Here is a 16,386-nt window from a genome sequence, read left to right as displayed (position 1 = left end):
GGAACCCTCCGGCCCTCGCAGTCCTCAGAGAAGCCGGGCCTTCGCGATGCGTTCGGCAATGGCCCGCTTGTCCAGGTAGCGGTGCACGTCGTGAGCGCGCGCCTCTCCGCTCCCGGAACGGGAGCCAACCAGGGGAGGCGACGGGTAATGGAGGAGCCACGCTTCTTGCTCTTATTTTCCTCGACGGCCGGAGGGGTCAGGAACCCTCCGGCCCTCGCAGTCCTCAGAGAAGCCGGGCCTTCGCGATGCGTTCGGCAATGGCCCGCTTGTCCAGGTAGCGGTGCACGTCGTGAGCGTTGAGCTTGCCGTTGTCGACCTTGATGTCGGTGACTCCAACCGCCAGGGGGGAAAGACCCCCGCCCTTGTTGACCGGGTCGTTCGGCGCGTAGAGGTTGGTCCACTCCACCCCGGCAGGGACGGACAGCGGGACACCGGCCGTGTGGATTCCCTTCCTGACGGCCAGCCAGCTCAGCGGGGACCCGCAGGTGATCAGGGACACCACCCCCGGCCCCCCGCCCGCGGCGGCCGGAACCTCGCCACGACTGAGCATGTCGTAGAAGACGACGCTGCCCAGCGAATGGGCGATGACCATGCGCGCGCCCGTGGCAGCCAGCGCAGCCTTCACCTCGGCGCGTACGGCGGCCCCCGTCTCCTCGTGCCGCAGGTAACCGTGCGCTTCGCGGACCAGCCAGAGCAGGCGGTCCGTCACCCCCTTGCCGGCCACCCGGTCCACGGCCTGGGCCCGCCTCAGGAGCCGCGGGGTGAGCCGGCCCGCCCCCAGGGTCCGGCCTGCCATGGGGGAGTCGTCCTCCTCGGCCTCGGCGGACGGCGCGTACGCAGCCAGGGCCTGCAGGATGAACGCCTCTTCCTCCTCGTCCACGGGCGCGTCCTCGTCCGGATCGGCAGCGTCGGAGCCCAGACGCATGTAGCGGGTGGCCGTCTTCGGGTAGACGCCCTGGTACGACGGAACGGTGAGCCGGAGCGGGCCGACCGCCGCGGCGTGACCGGAATCGGCCAGGCCCTCCTCCAGCGACTCCTGCCAACTCCCGCTCAGCTCCGCTGTCGTGGCCGATGCCCCCTGCCGAATGCCGTGCACACCGACGATCTGCAGCATGTTCACGCTCCCCCGTTCCGCCGGCCCGGCAGTCGACCGGGACCGTCCGGGGCCGATCGTATCGGCGGACGGCCCGCCGCCCGCCGCGGATAGGCTGGGACAGCCGTGCGCCGCGCATCGCGCGCGGAGCAGGGGGAGAGCTGTGGGTGGGGAAGGGCTGGACGGTATCGTCCGGCGGCGGCTGGTCGTGGTCGCGGTGGACGGTTACAAGGACAGCCCCGAAGGGTTCGACGAGGCCATCGCCACACAGGTGGAACGGATCACGGGCTGGCTGGCCGACCCGGGTCTGGACGAGGACCGCCGGTTCGAAGTGAGCCGGGCGCCGGCGGTGCGCTCGGTGGACGAGCTCCGTGACTTCCTGCGCAAGGAGAACCTCGCCGCGGCGAAGTACCGGGAAGCCGTCGTCGTCTACATCACCGGGCACGGCATGCGCCGCGTCGCTCCCCGCCACTTCCTCACCCTGGCCAAGACCGACCCCGAGCGCCTGTTCGCCACGGCGTTTCCGACGAGCGAGCTCATCACCGCCGTCCTCGACAGCCGTTCCGAGCACGTGCTGGTGCTCGTCGACTCCTGCTTCTCCGGCACTCTGCGCGCCGAGCTGGCCAGCCTGCTCGAAGCGCTGTCCACGGAGCGCCACGGATTCGACGGGGCCGGCGTGGTCACGGCCGGCAACCATGAGGAGCAGCCCCTGGTCGGCTCGTTCACCGAACGGGTGGCACTGGCGTGCGAGCGCATGCGGGACGAAGCCGCCGGATACACCGCTCCCCACCTCTCGTTCCAGGAGTGGGAGCAGCTCCTGGACGAAGTCGGGCAGGACGAGCACGGCGGTGAGAAGGCCCTCGTGCGCGCCGAGTGGATCGTCCCGCACTCCCGCCGGCGCGGACCCAGCGCCTGCCTGCCCAACCCCCGCTACCGGGCACCCGTGAGCACGACCGGTCCGGCACTCCGCCAACTGGCCCTGACCGCAGCCGTGGACGCGGGAGCGGAGACAGGCGGCGACCTCGACGAGTTCTGGCTGGAACGCGCATCAGGGCGCGCCGCCGACGACGATCCGGGCTGGTACTTCAGTGGCCGGGCCGAGCCGATGAGCCGTATGACCGGCTTCCTGCACGACGGCGAGGGCGTTCTCCTGGTCACGGGCGCAGCGGGCTCCGGGAAGTCCGCGCTGCTGGCCCGCCTGGTCACCCTCTCCGACCCGGGGTTCGTCACGGATCCGCGGTACGCGGCCACGGTGGCGGGAATCCCCGGCGAACTGCGGCCGGATCCGGGAGCGGTCGACGTCGCCGTGCTGGCCCGCAACAAGTCCGCGCGGGTGATCGTGGAGGACCTGCTCACGGGCCTCGGATCCGGCCGCGGGGAGCCGGAGTCGGGACCGGCCGGTCAACCACCCCTCCAGGCCCTGCTGCATCGGGCAAGGGAGCGGACCGAGGCCACCGCGGGTCCCCTCACCGTGGTCATCGACGCGCTGGACGAGGCCGAGGACCCGCTCGCCCTCTTCAACGACGTCGTCCTGCCGCTCGCCCGCGTCACGGGTCCGGGCCGGGTACGCCTCGTACGCCTCCTCCTCGGGATCCGTAGTTCCCCCGACGGGGTCTACCCGACAGGAGAGGGCCTCCTGGACGAGCGTGCCGACGAACTGCTCCGGCGGCTCACCGAGGCCCTGAACGCCGAGGGCCTCGTCTCGGGCCTGCTGCGCAGCGATGGTCCCGACTGCGCCGACGACATCGCCGCCTACGCCGCCACCCTGTTGCTGGCGCCGGCGGACAGCCCGTACCGCGGCGCCCCGGACGCGGCCGCCGAAGCCGCGCGCATCATCGCGGACGCCGTCGCGCCGTCCTTCCTGGACGCCCGCATCGCCGCCGACCAGCTGCGACGGGCCCAGGCCCGCCAGGACCTGAACGAAGAGGGGTGGCAGGAGCGTCTCGCCGACGGCACCAGTGGGTTGCTGCGCGAGGACATCAAAGCCGTGTCCCTCGGCACCGGGGTACCGGCCGATCTGCTGGTGGCCGCCCTGCGCGCGACGGCCTTCGCACCGGGTGCCGGCCTGCCGTGGGCCGAGGTCTGGCCGGCCGTCACCACCGCGCTCGCCGCGGCCGGCCACGGGGCCGGGCCCGGCACGGACGCCGCCGACCACGCCATCCGGACGCTCCGCAACAGCCGCCTCACCGGCTACCTGGCCACCGCCGAGGAAGACGCCCGTACCGTCTACCGACCCGTCCACCAGCGGCTGACCGACCTCCTCGTCTCCAACCACAACTGGCTGCTGACCAGGTCGTCGGTCCAGACCTCCCGCTGGTGGCGCCCGCCCACCGCGTCGGAGGCGCTCACCTCCGCCCACGCCGCCATCACCGGTGCACTGGCCGACCTGGTCGAGCGTTCCCGCGGGCATCACGCCCACCCGTACGTCCGCAGGCACTTCCTCCACCACGCGGCGGCAGGAGCCGTACTGGACGATCCCGGCGTACCGCTGGAGCTGCTGGCCCAGGAGACCTCCGGCACGCTGCGCGCCCGCCTCGGGCTGCCGCTGCCGACAACGGATACCCAGCGCCGGACGCTGACGGCGGCGGCGCTGATCGAGCCGTATGTCGACGAGACCGTGGACCCGGCCTCGCGCAGGAGCAGCATCGCCTTCCAGCGGGGTGTGCGGGGTGAACCGTGGGAGGCGCCGGACGCACTTCCCGCCACCCTCGCCTGGGGCCGCTGGGCTGCCCGCGTGAACGTCCTCGCACCGACGCAAGGGCCGACGAAGAGCCTCTGTGTCCTGCCTACGCTGGACGGGCGGGCGCTGGTCGCCGTGCTGTCGGTCAGGGGGGCCGTGCGGATCTGGGACTCCTCGACCGGCCGTTTGACGGCCGAGTTCGGAGGCAGGGGCAGCAGGGTGCACGGCCTGCGCCCCCTCCGTGCCACCGGCGGCCGGACGTTCCTCGTCACGTGGCACGTGAAGGGGGTCACCATCCACGACCCGGGCTCGGGCCAGCCCCTCACCGCCCTCTCCCTGCCACGAGTCTCCGACGTGCACGTACTCGAGGACGGGGCCGCGCTCTGGAAGCTGTTCATCGTCACGGGAGACGGTGCCGTCGTATGGAGGCCGAACGCGCGCGCCGCCGACGGGGGCCGGGTCGTCACCGTCGACGGCTTCCCCAAGGCGATCCATACCGTCAGCAGCTCGTGGACAGCGGTGGTGCGCCGGGCGAGCGGCCACGCCCTCGTGGCGGTTCCCACGCCGGCGGGCATCCGCCTCTGGGACCCCGTCTCGGGGCCGACCACGCACCCGCCGGTCGGGGACTCCCGAAGTCATGTGGGCATGGTCGTGGTGAGACCGGAAGAGGACGACCTGCTGGTCGTCAGGAGCGGAGCGACGGCAGCGCTTTCCCTCACGCAACTGTGGGACCCCTTCCGTGGCGCCGCCGTACCGCACGCACGGCTCCGGGGGCGGGTGCTGGCTGCGCTGCCCGGAGGCAGGGCACTGGTCCTCTCCCGGGGCAGCCTCATCGTCGTCAAGGACATCGACGGCCGCCGGGAGGAGTCCTTTGACGCCGATCACCCGTATGTCGAGGCCCTCGCCGTTCTGGACGGCCTGACCGGCAGGCGGTTCGTCTCGGCCGGACCACAGGGGGTCCGGATCTGGGACCTCGGCCAGGGCACCGCGGTGTACGACGATGGCCTGTCGGAAACCGTGTACGCGGCGCCCCGAGGTTCGACCGGGCCACGGCAGATGTGGCCTCTGTGCAGGCCGGAGCGGTCCGGCGCCGACGACGGGGCAGAGGACGTCGTCGTGGTCGGAACGCACACCGGCCTGGACGTCCACGACGCAGTGACGGGACGCCTGGTCAAGCAGGTGGCCACCGGACCCGTCGGAACCGTCCAGTCGGTCCCCTCACCACCCGGAACCAGATACGTGGCAGTGGGGGGTCGTGGCCACTGGTCGCTCTGGGACCTGGTGTCCGACAGCCAGGTGCGGGTGTTGCAGAGGGACGAGTGGTCCATCTCTCCTGTGTGCGTCACGACGACGGCGGACGGGCTGCCGATGGTCGTCGCGATGGAGGACAGGCAGACCATCCGGTGCGTGGTGTGGGATCCGCTCAGCGGTACGGAGGTCACCGCCATCACCGTGCCCGTAGCCGTGCCCGTAGCCGTGCCCAGCCCGAAGGGCCATGAGCGCCCCCGAGCCCTGGTGCCGGTCCCCTCATCCGAGGGCGGAACCGGCGTGGTCGCCGTGCTCGGTTCTCGTCGCATCGAACTCGTCGACTTGGCTTCCGGAGGCGTCGACACCACGCTCCGGCTCCCTGTCGCCACGGGCTTGTCGTTCCGGCGATTGTGCGTCGTCCCGTCTCGCAGCGGGATGCTGCTGGTCGCCGCGACCGCGGCGGACGTCCACGTGTGGAACACGGCCGAGGGTTCCGCGGTCACGCAGTGGGAGGCCCCCGACACACTGGCCCTGGTCGCCGTCCCCTTGGACGACGGCCGTACCCTGCTCGCCTCGGGGGACCCGAGCGGCGTCCGCATCTGGGACCCGCTGACGGGCGAACTGCGGCACACCCTGCTCACCGGGGCCCCGGTCCACGCCCTGGCGACCGGCACCGGCCCGGCGGGCCGAGCCCTGCACATCCACGGCCCGGCCGGCCTGGCGACGCTGACGCTGGACGAGCGACTGCTGTGACGCCCGTGTGGCGCACCTCGGTGGCCAGCAGCACCGAGGCCCGAAGTCACTCCGTCTCGAGGGTGTAGGCCCCGTCGCGGAACGTGAAGATCGACGGCTTGCTGTCGTACTCCTCGCGCATGTATCCGCCGTATCCGGATTCCTCGACGTAAGGCGCCAGCAAGTCCAGGATCGTGACGAGCTCACCGATGCCGTCGTCCAGCCAGAAGTTTCGCGTGAACAATCCCCAGGCATTCCAGTTCCCGCGAGACTGGTGCTGCAGGGACGCCAAGTCGCCACCCGGCAGGTAGCTGTCCGGGTCCGGGACAAGGAGCCGGTACGGGTGCTCGTCCGCAGCGAGATGCGGTGGACGTTCTGCCGCTGCGCCAATGTGCCACCTCAGCGCAGCCAGGACCGGCTCGGGTGTCTCGTCCCGGAGGAAACAGGCGAAAACCACTTCGTAGTGCAGGCTCACGCACGCATTGTCCGACGGCGCTCCGACAACTGCCTCACGGCTGTCCACGGACGCGGCGTTGATGCTGCGGCGTGCTGCCGGCTTGACGAGGATGATGGAGCTTGGACCTCAGCCGCCGGCCGGATAGCTGAACAGGCGGTTGTCGTCGAGCACCAGCCCGACGTATTCGTTGACGAGAAGCGGCGCGGCCTCCGGCTTGGTCGGCATGTCGGCGCCGGTCCTCGCGTCCAGGACGACGGGGCCGCCGGCTCCGCGGCCATAGACCCGTCCGTGCCACACCGTGGTCACGGTCGGGGGAGTGCGGCCCTCGTTGCCGTCCTTGAGTGCCCACAGCAATGTGCCGGTCGCCGCGTCCACCGCCACGACCGCGAAACCGCGCGTGCACACCAGCGTCTGGCCGCGGTCATAGGTGCAACTCACCGCACGCATCCCCGGCGGCATCGTGGCACGGGCCTTCCCGCTGGTCACGTCCAGCAGCTGGTCGCCCTTGTCGGAGACCTGCGGGCCCGCGACGCGGACCGTGCCGGGCCCGGCCCCGTCCATGATCGCGGCGTAGGTCTTCTCCCCGCGCCACTTCTCGGTGCCGGTGGCGAGATCGACCCCAAGCGGGACGGAGGTGAGCGGCTCGACGTGGAGCAGGCCCACCGCCATGCCCGCACCGGCCTGAACGGCCTCAAGCCCGGGCTGAGTCCAGCGCAGGGCGTGCGACGCGGTGTCGATGCCGTACGACACTGCCTCGCCGCCGCCCGTCACGGTGATCACGGCCGTGCCGTCCTCCGCGCCGACGGCCGCGACCTGCACCTTGCCGGAGGACTGGAGCGCCCACTCGGGCAGCTTGACGGTTGTCCGCCAGGCGGCCTTGTACGGGGGCGCCGTGCTGACCGCGACGAGTTCGACCATCGCGCCCGCGGTGTAGGTGCCGGAGGCGGGCGTCGTCAGGAGGAAGGGCACCAGCACTTCGCTGCCGGCCAGGAGCGGCGGCAGGACGTAGCCGTCGGAGTCCTTGCGCAAGGCCTCCCCGCGGGCCGATTCCTCCCCCACGAGGCGGCCGTCGGCGAGATCGATGACCTGCACGCTGGTGGGGGAGGCGACGAAGGCCCGGGCCTCGTGGAGCAGTACCGGCAGGTCCTCGCCGCCGCCGCGAACCTGCCCGGCCAGGTTGGTCCGGCCCTTCGTGGCCGCCTCCGGCAGCAGCACCTGCCCGCGCGCATCGAACCACTGCGGGGGGTCGTACGCCGTCAGGGTCCGCTTCGCCGGCCCCGACGAGGCCGCGGCCGCCTGGGGCATGCTGCCGTTCGACTTCGCGTCGTCGGCGACCGGACCGCACCCGGCGAGCAGGCCGACGGCCAGGGACAGGGCGACCGCTAACGGCCGTACAGCAACACGCACAGGTACCTCACTCGGGTCGGGCAGGCGAAAAAGATCACGTCGGAGAATACGCGCCGCCCGGCCCCCAGTTGCCTCCCGGACCCAGAGCTCAGGGAACCCCCTTCCGCTGCTCGGCCGCAGGCAGGAAGTGCCCGAGCCCGAGACCTACGCCGCCTCGGTCACGACCGGCGTCCACGCTCCAGGGCAGCCGAGGCGCCCGCCACTTCGCTCCTTCTCCCGTTCAGCCGCGCCGACGGGCAGCAGCCCTTCCGGTCACCGAGGGTGAGGTGAGGGGGTGCGACCTGGAGGTTCGAATGCGTCCCATCGGGTCCGGTGCGATCTCCTTCCGCCTGGTCACTTCTCTGAACCAGCAACTACGGTCCGTTGAGGCAGTCGGCAAACCTGTGGAACACGCGTACCGTCCCGGGTCAGGATGCGGCTATGCGTCATCTCCAGAGCGATCCCGAGTTGCAGGATTTGGTTCGGCGGTTCGTCACGCCTGATCGGCGATACCTTCGGTTGGGCGGGAGCGTCTTCCGGTTGGGCCCGGTCGAGCGCTCCGCGTTCATGCGGGATCTGGCTCAGGCCGCCTACGAGATCACTCCGGCGGAGCTCGGGATCCTCTTCGAGGGCGGATGGCGCGAGCGCAAGACTGCCGCCTGGCTGGTTGCCGTGGCCCACAGGACCGAGTTCCGCGAGCTCATTGGCCGGCTCCTGCTGGCCAGCGAGGGGCCATATGCGGGCGCGGCATACTGCGTCGCCCTTGCGACGTTCGGCACTGCAGCGGATGCCGAACTGCTCAGCGCATATCTTGATCACTACTTGTCGCGTCCCGACCTCTACTATGACCAGTCTGTCGTCCTCGGGACGCTCCTGTACCTCGATGAGATCCTCGGCTGCGAGCCACCACGCGGTTCCTTGCGCCTGGCGGCCCCTGGGACCGGTGGCTCGAAGTCCGGGCCGTGGCGGCCCTCGACCCGCACGACTGCCGGCAGGCCATCCAGCGTCTATGCGCTTTCGTCGACGAGACCGCTGAGACCTTCGCCTCGCCGGACTGCGGGAGCTGATCATGACCGAGCGGGACATCATCCTCAACGAACTCGCCCAAGGCCTGCGCCCGATGTCACAGGGCATCGAATGGTTCGACACCCACAACCCAGAGGATCAGGACGAGATACTCCTGTTCCTGCGCCACCACTGCATGCAGGCCCGCGCCGTCACCGCAGACGGACCGGAGAGCATCCGACGTGCCCGGCTGCGCCCGACCCACACGCCGTCGGTTCTGATCACCCGCGGCCCGATAGACCAGCAACTGCGAAAGATCGCCAACCTCACCCCGGCCGACGAACGCCGCAAGGCGTTCCGGCTACTGGTCGCGGTACTCGCAGTGGCGGACGAACGGCGCCGCGACCGCTTCTGCTCCGACGGATGCGGTCACTGGTGGCACAACCTGCCCGTCGCCGACGGGTGATGACGAGGCCCCCGCCGCTGTTCTCTGCCCCTGGACTCCATCTGCGGTACGGGCCGCACCCGCGAGCCGCTTCGCCCTGCACAGGGTCGAGGCGGGCACCCTGGTCCACAACCTTGCCTCGCAGCGCGTCCTGGGGAAGGCCGGGTTCGAACACTACGGAACCGCGGCGAAGTACCTTCATGTCAATGGGGCATGGCGGGATCACCGGCTTTTCCAGCGGATCCTGCACGACGAACCCCTGCCGGCCTGAGTCGGCCCGTCCGACTGACGCTCCTGCATTCGGCGGACGGGCACGTGAGGCGCGGAGTTCCCCAGCCAGGCCTGCGGCTCTGGTCTCACCGGGATGCCGGTCTTGGGCTACCTGATCCCGGCCTGATGTGCTGGTGGTGCGAGGCCGGGGTCTCGCACCACCTTGCCGCCGTTCACTCACAAGCCGATGCCTTCGGTGGCGTTGTCCTCCCACTTCTCGCCCTCGTCCACGTACTCCCAGAACACCGGGCTGTTCTTGGACCAGCCGCCCTGGGCGCGGAGCTTCTCCGGCCGCTTGCCCTTCCTTCGGCCGGTGGTGACGAGACCTCGGCGACCAGAGTGGCCGGTGATCCGCCGTCCGGTCATGCCCGCGTGCTCCGCAGAGCGGGACATGGCGCGGCCGCAGCCGTCCGGGGACAGCCGCTGGCTGCCGAGCTCCCCCCACTGGCTGACGGGCAGGTACGCGGGACCGCTGGGAGCAGCGCCGGCGGCGAGCTTGGCGTCCCGCCACGCGATCCAGCAGCGGACCGCGCAGGTGTCGGTGCTCTCTCCGTAGGAGACGACGACGTCGCGGGCGGGGCGCCCCTTCACGCTGGGGACGTGGACTTCCAGGCCTTCGGCGACGACCCGAATGCCTGTGTCCTCGAGTTCGCTCATCTCCTCGTTGCGGCCCGCGATGGCGAACCTCATCGTGTGAAGGGAGCGGTCGCGCAACCGGGCCAGCTCCGGTATCACCTGCACCCGCTTCCGCTGGGTGCCCTCCTGGGGAGTGCGCTCGCGAGGGGCCGTATTCATCTTCCGCAGGTCGTCCGGGGTGATCGCGGCGGCCTTGCCCCGGCCGCGGGCCTGTCGATCCTTGTCCAGCTTGAGCGGCTTGAGTGCCTGGGTGGCGGCCGCCCGGGCCGCTTTGGGCACGTCGTACCCGCGCCTTCGAGCCTCGGACGCCACGCCGGTGACCCGGCGTTCGATCGAGTTCGGCGCCGCCTGCTTGACCTCGTCCAGCCACTTCACGAAGGCCACATAGGTGCCGACGGTGATGGCGCTGAGCGGCAGAAGCGTGCCTGTGTGCTCGGCCAGCCAGGCGTGGAACTCGCCCCACAGTGCCCAGTCCCGGGCGTAGCCGATCTTCGTCTTGTGCGGCCGGGCCGCGTGCAGGTCCTCGACGGCTTTCGTCTCCAGCGCGGCCAGAACGGCGGCCGCCGGGCCGTACTCCTCGACCGCGCCGCTGGCAGGGGCATCGCCATCCTCGACGAGCTCGGCCTCGAGGAGGACGACGTGCTCCAGCTCAGTGCTCATTTCCCTCCCTCCGGCCGCCCCTGCCCTTCCTCTGAGGTGTGGGTGACCCGGCGCCAGCGGTCGGCGTCGTGGCCCGGGGTCTGGCGCCACGGAGTGGCCGCGTTCACCAGGAGGTTCCACCCGTTCTTCAGGTCGCGCCGCAGTTCCAGTGCGCGGTACTGCTCCTCAGGGGCCGCGAGCTTCTCCAGGGCGTAGCGGGCGTCGAACGCGGCGCTCTGGAGCATCCACTCGACCGCGCAGGCCATCTTGTGCTCGGTGGTGTCCGGGTGGTGGGCGACGAGCTGTTCGGCGGTACGGGTGGTGAGGAAGGCTTCGATCGCGTCGATGTCCACGTCGACGATGTCGGCCACGTACCGCAGTTGTTGAGGGTTGGACATTTAGACGGTGACCCCCTCGGCTCGGGCAGTCCGGAGTGACCCATCGTCATCTCTGGTTTATTGCCTCGGATATCGCACATTATCCGAGGCGAGACGAAGCGTGCCACCACACCCTCCCCAACTGATGGAGAAATCTGACCAGTTTCCCGGGTCCTGCACGGAGGGAGGTTCCGGGGCGTCATACTCATGGAGAACCCGGAGAACCTGGTAACAATCTGTCGGAGGCATTTTGAAGATCACGATCGAAGGCGCGGACAAGGCCTTCGCCGAGAAACTCGTCGCGCTTGCCGCCGCGCACGACGCGGAACTGACCGTCACGGCCGTCGACACCAGCTGGACCGTCGACCGGGCCGAGCGCTATCTCCGTAACCTGACCGCTGGCGCCCGCCGGTTCGCCGAGCTGGTCATCGTCGAGGGCAACGGCTACCTCGACGCCGACCGCCTGCGCAGCGTGCTCGGCAAGCTGAACGGGCCGACCGTCGCGCTGTCCCGCGCGATCCCGCGCGGAGTGCGCGAGGGCTGGTGGCCGGAAGGGATCAGTACGCCGATCAGCCCGGTATGGGACCCGGACAACCCCAGCTGGCACAAGAACATCGCCTACCAGATGGACCAGGAGAACGTCCCCTTCTTCCGGGACGCCCTCGCCCGCCTGGGCGTTGCCCTCGCCCCGTCCGCATGGGGAGGCGACGCCCCGTCCGCGCTCGACCTGCCTGCGGGCTGGGGGGCCGATGACGACGTACCCCGCGCCCTGTCCGACGACCCCGGCCAAGAGCCCAGGTGAGAAGGGGGTTGCGGGGCTAACCCTGCCGTCCTTGACAGTCGGCTCGGCCCTCCAGATAGGCGGACCACACCGACCGCGAAAGGCCCCGTCGTGTTTCCCGCACTGCTCACCGACATCCTGTCCGGCGCACTCATCGCAACCTGCTCCACCGCACTGCTGGCCGGAGCCACCGCTGCCCGCCGCCGGCTGCGAGCCCGCTGGTCCACACGCGGTCAAGTCTCCGAGGCGGCGGCCCCTTTGGAGGGCGCACGCGTGCTCCGCCGGTACACCCTGCTGCGCACCAGCGGCCCGGGGCAGTACGACACCACCCGGCCCAGCGGCACCGTCATCACCCACCACATCGACGGACGCACGCAGCGCTTCGAGCTCACCGACGTCCCGCTCGGCGACGGCACGTACGCCGCCGAGCCCGTCGACTGATCGAAGGAGGAACCCCTTGAGCACCCACGGGAGCGGCGCAGCGCACCCGGGAAGGACGGACAGCGGACCGGCTCCCATTCGAAGCCGGTCCGCTGCGCCCTCCCCCGGATCGCCTGTGTCGCCTTGGGGATCGGGAACTGCTCGCCTCAGGACAGCTTCAGCCTCACTTGGCGCGGCCTGGTCGACGTTCCGGGCCGGCGTCCCTGCTGGGTGCCGTTGGCGGTTGCTTGCCAGCGCCCTGGGACGGCTCGTCCTTGCCTTGTCGGGCGGGCCGGGCGGTAGTGCTGCGTGACCTGGCGGCTGAAGCCTCAACTCGCGGGCGAACGGTGCCCGACGCGCCCTGTGCGGGTGCCAGCGCGAGAAGGCGTTCTGGACCGTCGGCGGTGATGAACGCCTCCAAGCCGCCGGGTGCAAAGCCGTTCTTCCACGCTTCGTTGCCGGCGCGGTATGCCGTTCGGATGTCCGACGTATGGTATTCGAGGGGAGGCTCGACGGTCCGGACCTTGCGGCTGAAAATTTCCTCGAAGCTGGCGTTTCGAATCAGGTCGAACCCCTCGCCGCTGGCGGTGGGGAAGACGAGGTCGACGCTTTCCGGAGGAAACATCCGGTTGAATCCGTCCGGGTCGAGTTCCGGGCGGGTGATCACGCGCACGGTGACCCGGTCCTGGAGTCCCATCGCGTCGATGGTCGCCTGCCAGAATCCGGCGCGCTCCTCGGCGGACATGGGGTTCTTCGCCGGCGAGGTGTTCGCCTCGCAGCCGGCGTAGAACTCGCGTAAGTGTTCCGGACCCGCGGCGCTGCCCGTCGAACCGGTCCAGGCCTCGGCAACGGATCCGACCAGCGCCGTGACCACCCGTCTCGCCGAGGACAGCGACCGCCTCTCCCGCGCCGCGTACACCGCCCTGCATGACAGCGCGGAGCAGCGGCTGAGCGGCTCAGACCTCAAGCAGATCTCCCACTGGAACGCTATGAACCGGCTGCTCGCGGGGCGGATCCTGCTGCACGTCGCCGAGGAGATGCCTAACGGCGCCGTAAGGAGCGACCTGAAGAGCGCCGCGACAGCGCTACGAGAGTCCTCGAAGGCCTGGGGCAACGCCGCCGGCGCCTGGGACAACGTCGTCGATACGGGCGACCCCCGGGAGCATCCGCTGCTCCCACCGCCGGGCTACACGCAGGTCCGCCAGGGCAGGGCGGTGAAGATGCCGTCAACCGATCCCCACCCCGCAGTCGTCATCACCCGGACCAGCACGGTGCGCCTGGGCCAGCTGCTGTTCGGCCCAGAGTGGACGCCCAAGCAGCCGCCGGGAACGGCCAGGCCGGCCGCCGACATCATCGTCGACGCCGGAGGCGTGGGTGCCCTGGCCGCAACCGCGTACCGGCTCTCCGCCACGGGCTGGCAGATGGCGGGCGCCGCCCCGTGGGTCGTCGTACGGGCCGAAGCCGGCCTGGTGACCAACGCCGACGACTACCGGCCCCCTTCGCTCGACAGGAATCGACACTTCTACCCTGTCCACTCACGTCAGGTCGAGTCGCTGACCGGGGCCTACTCGACGGTGATGGGCGCGGAGCAGAAGGGCGCGGCCGCTCTCCTGTCCGCCGCGCAGAGTGCAGGCACGCCCGTGCCGCGGGCGATGCTCGACGCGGCCGCCCACCGGTCGATCGTCCAGGAACTGAAGTGGGTCCCGACCAAGCCGGTGCAGGCCGCACAGCGGGCCCTGCCTCGGGCGTACGTCCCGACCGACCTGGCGATTGGACGCCGGCCGGGACTGAGAAAGTGAGGGCGCTCGCTCGCGTGGTCGTCGGCTGCTGAACGGCCTTGGATACCGCGATGAACGGCAGCGGCCCGGGCGGTCTACACCGACGTCCGTGCGGTTCGGGCCGCTGTCGGCGCGGGAACTGCAACCCGCGGTGCCGGGGCTGCCGCCCTCCGCGCTGGCGTGGCTGTGCCGGGCGGCAGGGTGACCGCGAGCCTGGCGGCGTGGTGGTCGGCGGTCTGGGCCAGGGCCTGGAGGGCCTGGAGGTCGCCGGGGGCGAAACGGGCGGCGCCGACCGCTGCCGTGACGAGGGCTCCGGCCCGCTCGGCGACGTCGCTGTACGGGCCGACAGCCGGGCCCGGCTCGCTTCCATGCGGTGGCAACTGCTGCCAGGCGTGGCGGAACTCGGCAACCCTTCGGTGGTCGGAAGCAACCAGCTCCTGGCCCATGGGACTGGTGATCCACTCCTGGAAGCGCTTCGTCACCTCCTCTGCGGCCCGGACCGAGTCTTCGCGGGTGGCGTACGCCGTCGGGGTTCTCCGCTCGACGAGCCTCTGCATCGCCGGCTCGGCGGCTTCGGCCGCGTTCTCGGCCACCGGCGGCGCAGGCATCGGGGCGGCCTCGGCGGCGCCGACGGTGGAGTAGGCGGTGGTAGCGTCGGCGAGCCTGAGCAAGACGTCGGTGGCGGGAAGGTCTCCTGTGCGGGGGCGGAGGCGATTTGCGAGGGCCGTCGCGTGTACCGCAATCGCCTCGCAGGCCCGGATGGTCGCCGTCTTCCAGAAGCCCTGGAACCGCACGTCGGCGCGCAGGGTGTCCCAGTGGGCGCCAGCGTTCTCCTTCATCACGTCCCAGACGTGTCCAAGGGCGCCGCGCACGGTCTGGATCTGCTGCCACTCGGGGTGGCCTTGGAGACTCTCGGCGTGGGCGTCAGCCCTGGCCAAGGCGGTACCGACGGCTGCCTCCGCATCCGAAACGGCCGGCGGCGGGCCGTCGGGCGACGCGGAAGCGTCCGCGAGCACCGCCGGTTCGGGGCCGACGGACGCACCGGCTACCGGCGCGGGCGCCGCCGCCACCGGCGACTCCGCCCGCTGGCTCAGGAGAGCCACGTCCGCGGCTACCGCGGCGCGGATCTCCGCAGCCGGGACAACGAGGCCGAGCTCGTCCCAGGCGGCCAATGCCTCTTCGAACTCCGGCCAGTCGACGCTATCCGGGGGCTCGGGCAGGTCAAAACCGGCGGCCCTCGGCGGTGTGGGGGCATCGGCCAGCGGGGTGCGCTGGGGGTGCGCTGGCCGCTCAGCTACGGTCTGCGGGGTCGTGTGGGCCCGGTTCGGGTTCCTGGGTCGCCGGGGCGCACTGGCAAGGCCGTTTGACTGGTCCGCTGGTGTGGCCATCGTGGGTACCTCCATGGGGTCCTGCGCCGCAGGCGGCGCGTTCTGCGGGTCGGAAACGGACTCGGGGTGATCCCGCTGCCCGGGATCGGGCTCAGGGGGTGGCCTTCCGTCGCCGGCGTCGCGGGCGGCGGATTCCAGTACGGCTTCGAGCACGGAGTTGTCGAGAGGGTCGTGAAGGCTGGGGGTTGGGGTGCCGTGCAGTTTCGCCTCCTCAACGTTCTCGACCACCGGGATTTCGGGCGTCACCGGCGCCCGGTCCAAGTCGACGTCGTGGGCCTGGCCGGCGGCGGGGCCGACCGGCTCCGAATCGCCTGCCGGTGTGCCGGTGGGCTGCCTTGGGCTCTCGTTGGGGGCGCCAAAGAGGTCCAGCTGCATCTCCTTGGCGGCTGGCGCGGAGACCAGTGGCGACTGCGCGCCCTCGAGAAGCGGCAGAGGACCAGGCGAGGGCGGCCGGATCCTCGGGCGTGTCCGCCGAGGTGGGGCGCTCAATGCGGATGGACACAAAGCCTCCTCTACAGCGGCGCGTTCAGCTCGGCTTCGCGGCGGTTGAGTTCGGCGGCTGCCGGGTGGAGGGCAGAAGCGCTCGTCGCGTCGGAGAGCTTCAGGTACAGCTCGAAGGCCTCGTCGTTGCCAGACGGTGGGGGGACGATGAGCGGCGGTTCCTGGTGGGTGCCGGTCGCGCAGGCGGCGAGCAGCAGGCGCGGGACGAAGGCGTGCAGGGTGTTGATCCAGTCGGCTTCGGCGAGCTCGCGCCCGGGTGCCTCATCCCCGGCATAGGTGCGCATCCATCCTGCGTAGAGCGCGGTGAGGTGTTCGACGACCGCGGAGTGCCGGTACCAGCAGTGCGTGATGGTGTTGTGGAGCTCGAAGGTCCTGCGCAGCCAGTCGACCCATCCGCCGAGCTCGCGCATCCGGGTCCGCCGCTCTTTGGGGTCCATGGCCGCCCAGATCCAGCGCTGCGGTTCGGTCTGCTGGGGGGCTCCGGGCGGCATCGGCCAGAGGTCTGCTGGGTTCAGCGGGTCGGACACGTGCGCCTCCTGGGCTGGTCTTC

13 protein-coding genes and 2 pseudogenes are annotated in these 16,386 nt (G+C 70.9%); 7 read left to right on the top strand and 8 right to left on the bottom strand.

Going from position 1 to position 16,386, the window contains the following annotated elements; genetic code table 11:
* Window positions 1-223 precede the first annotated feature (223 nt).
* A complete protein-coding gene (locus ACFTXQ_RS16785) occupies window positions 224-1,114 on the bottom strand; it encodes a hypothetical protein (protein WP_382641361.1) in 891 nt (296 codons plus the stop codon).
* 142 nt (window positions 1,115-1,256) lie between these two features.
* On the opposite strand from ACFTXQ_RS16785, the gene ACFTXQ_RS16780 reads away from it, so the two are divergent.
* A complete protein-coding gene (locus tag ACFTXQ_RS16780; protein ID WP_382641359.1) occupies window positions 1,257-5,774 on the top strand; it encodes a hypothetical protein in 4,518 nt (1,505 codons plus the stop codon).
* 46 nt (window positions 5,775-5,820) lie between these two features.
* Here ACFTXQ_RS16780 and ACFTXQ_RS16775 read toward each other — a convergent pair whose 3' ends face one another.
* Window positions 5,821-6,228, bottom strand: a complete 408-nt coding sequence (locus tag ACFTXQ_RS16775; RefSeq protein ID WP_382641357.1) for a hypothetical protein — start codon at window positions 6,226-6,228, stop codon at window positions 5,821-5,823.
* Between the two features lie 108 nt (window positions 6,229-6,336).
* The gene (locus tag ACFTXQ_RS16770; protein WP_382641356.1) at window positions 6,337-7,617 is read right to left on the bottom strand and encodes a hypothetical protein; all 1,281 of its coding nucleotides are present in this window, start codon (window positions 7,615-7,617) and stop codon (window positions 6,337-6,339) included.
* Window positions 7,618-8,037: 420 nt separating this feature from the next.
* Here ACFTXQ_RS16770 and ACFTXQ_RS16765 point away from each other — a divergent pair.
* The 3 genes and pseudogenes from ACFTXQ_RS16765 to ACFTXQ_RS16755 form a co-directional block, all read left to right on the top strand.
* A pseudogene (locus tag ACFTXQ_RS16765) lies at window positions 8,038-8,663 on the top strand (DUF6000 family protein).
* Window positions 8,664-8,665: 2 nt separating this feature from the next.
* A complete protein-coding gene (locus tag ACFTXQ_RS16760) occupies window positions 8,666-9,067 on the top strand; it encodes a DUF5958 family protein (protein ID WP_382641354.1) in 402 nt (133 codons plus the stop codon).
* A gap of 73 nt (window positions 9,068-9,140) precedes the next feature.
* Window positions 9,141-9,317: pseudogene (locus tag ACFTXQ_RS16755) on the top strand (GNAT family N-acetyltransferase); the annotation flags it as partial.
* Between the two features lie 176 nt (window positions 9,318-9,493).
* On the opposite strand, the gene ACFTXQ_RS16750 reads toward ACFTXQ_RS16755, so the two are convergent.
* Both ACFTXQ_RS16750 and ACFTXQ_RS16745 read right to left on the bottom strand, forming a co-directional pair.
* Window positions 9,494-10,612: a hypothetical protein gene (locus ACFTXQ_RS16750; protein ID WP_382641352.1), complete on the bottom strand. Its 1,119-nt coding sequence runs from the start codon at window positions 10,610-10,612 to the stop codon at window positions 9,494-9,496.
* On the bottom strand, window positions 10,609-10,989 hold the full coding sequence (locus tag ACFTXQ_RS16745) for a hypothetical protein (protein ID WP_382641351.1): 381 nt from the start codon (window positions 10,987-10,989) through the stop codon (window positions 10,609-10,611). Before ACFTXQ_RS16745 ends, ACFTXQ_RS16750 begins: the two co-directional genes overlap by 4 nt.
* A gap of 229 nt (window positions 10,990-11,218) precedes the next feature.
* On the opposite strand from ACFTXQ_RS16745, the gene ACFTXQ_RS16740 reads away from it, so the two are divergent.
* Both ACFTXQ_RS16740 and ACFTXQ_RS16735 read left to right on the top strand, forming a co-directional pair.
* On the top strand, window positions 11,219-11,770 hold the full coding sequence (locus ACFTXQ_RS16740; RefSeq protein ID WP_382641349.1) for a hypothetical protein: 552 nt from the start codon (window positions 11,219-11,221) through the stop codon (window positions 11,768-11,770).
* A gap of 90 nt (window positions 11,771-11,860) precedes the next feature.
* Window positions 11,861-12,190, top strand: a complete 330-nt coding sequence (locus ACFTXQ_RS16735) for a hypothetical protein (protein WP_382641347.1) — start codon at window positions 11,861-11,863, stop codon at window positions 12,188-12,190.
* A 163-nt stretch (window positions 12,191-12,353) separates the two neighbouring features.
* Here the strand turns inward: ACFTXQ_RS16735 and ACFTXQ_RS16730 are convergent, their stop codons facing one another.
* Window positions 12,354-13,043 (bottom strand): hypothetical protein, encoded by a 690-nt coding sequence (locus ACFTXQ_RS16730; protein WP_382641345.1) that lies wholly within the window; start codon window positions 13,041-13,043, stop codon window positions 12,354-12,356.
* Between ACFTXQ_RS16730 and ACFTXQ_RS16725 the strand changes: the two genes are divergently transcribed.
* Window positions 13,036-13,968: a hypothetical protein gene (locus ACFTXQ_RS16725; protein ID WP_382641343.1), complete on the top strand. Its 933-nt coding sequence runs from the start codon at window positions 13,036-13,038 to the stop codon at window positions 13,966-13,968. The genes ACFTXQ_RS16730 and ACFTXQ_RS16725 overlap by 8 nt on opposite strands.
* 74 nt (window positions 13,969-14,042) lie before the next feature.
* Here ACFTXQ_RS16725 and ACFTXQ_RS16720 read toward each other — a convergent pair whose 3' ends face one another.
* Together ACFTXQ_RS16720 and ACFTXQ_RS16715 are read right to left on the bottom strand one after the other, a co-directional pair.
* Window positions 14,043-15,710: a hypothetical protein gene (locus ACFTXQ_RS16720; RefSeq protein WP_382641341.1), complete on the bottom strand. Its 1,668-nt coding sequence runs from the start codon at window positions 15,708-15,710 to the stop codon at window positions 14,043-14,045.
* A 137-nt stretch (window positions 15,711-15,847) separates the two neighbouring features.
* The gene (locus ACFTXQ_RS16715; RefSeq protein WP_382641339.1) at window positions 15,848-16,363 is read right to left on the bottom strand and encodes a hypothetical protein; all 516 of its coding nucleotides are present in this window, start codon (window positions 16,361-16,363) and stop codon (window positions 15,848-15,850) included.
* Window positions 16,364-16,386 lie beyond the last annotated feature (23 nt).

The sequence above is a fragment of the Streptomyces sp. NPDC057010 genome, assembly GCF_042673805.1.
Classification (GTDB): domain Bacteria; phylum Actinomycetota; class Actinomycetes; order Streptomycetales; family Streptomycetaceae; genus Streptomyces.
Note: the sequence above shows the minus strand (reverse complement) of the source record. Positions and strands in the feature narration are given on the sequence as shown.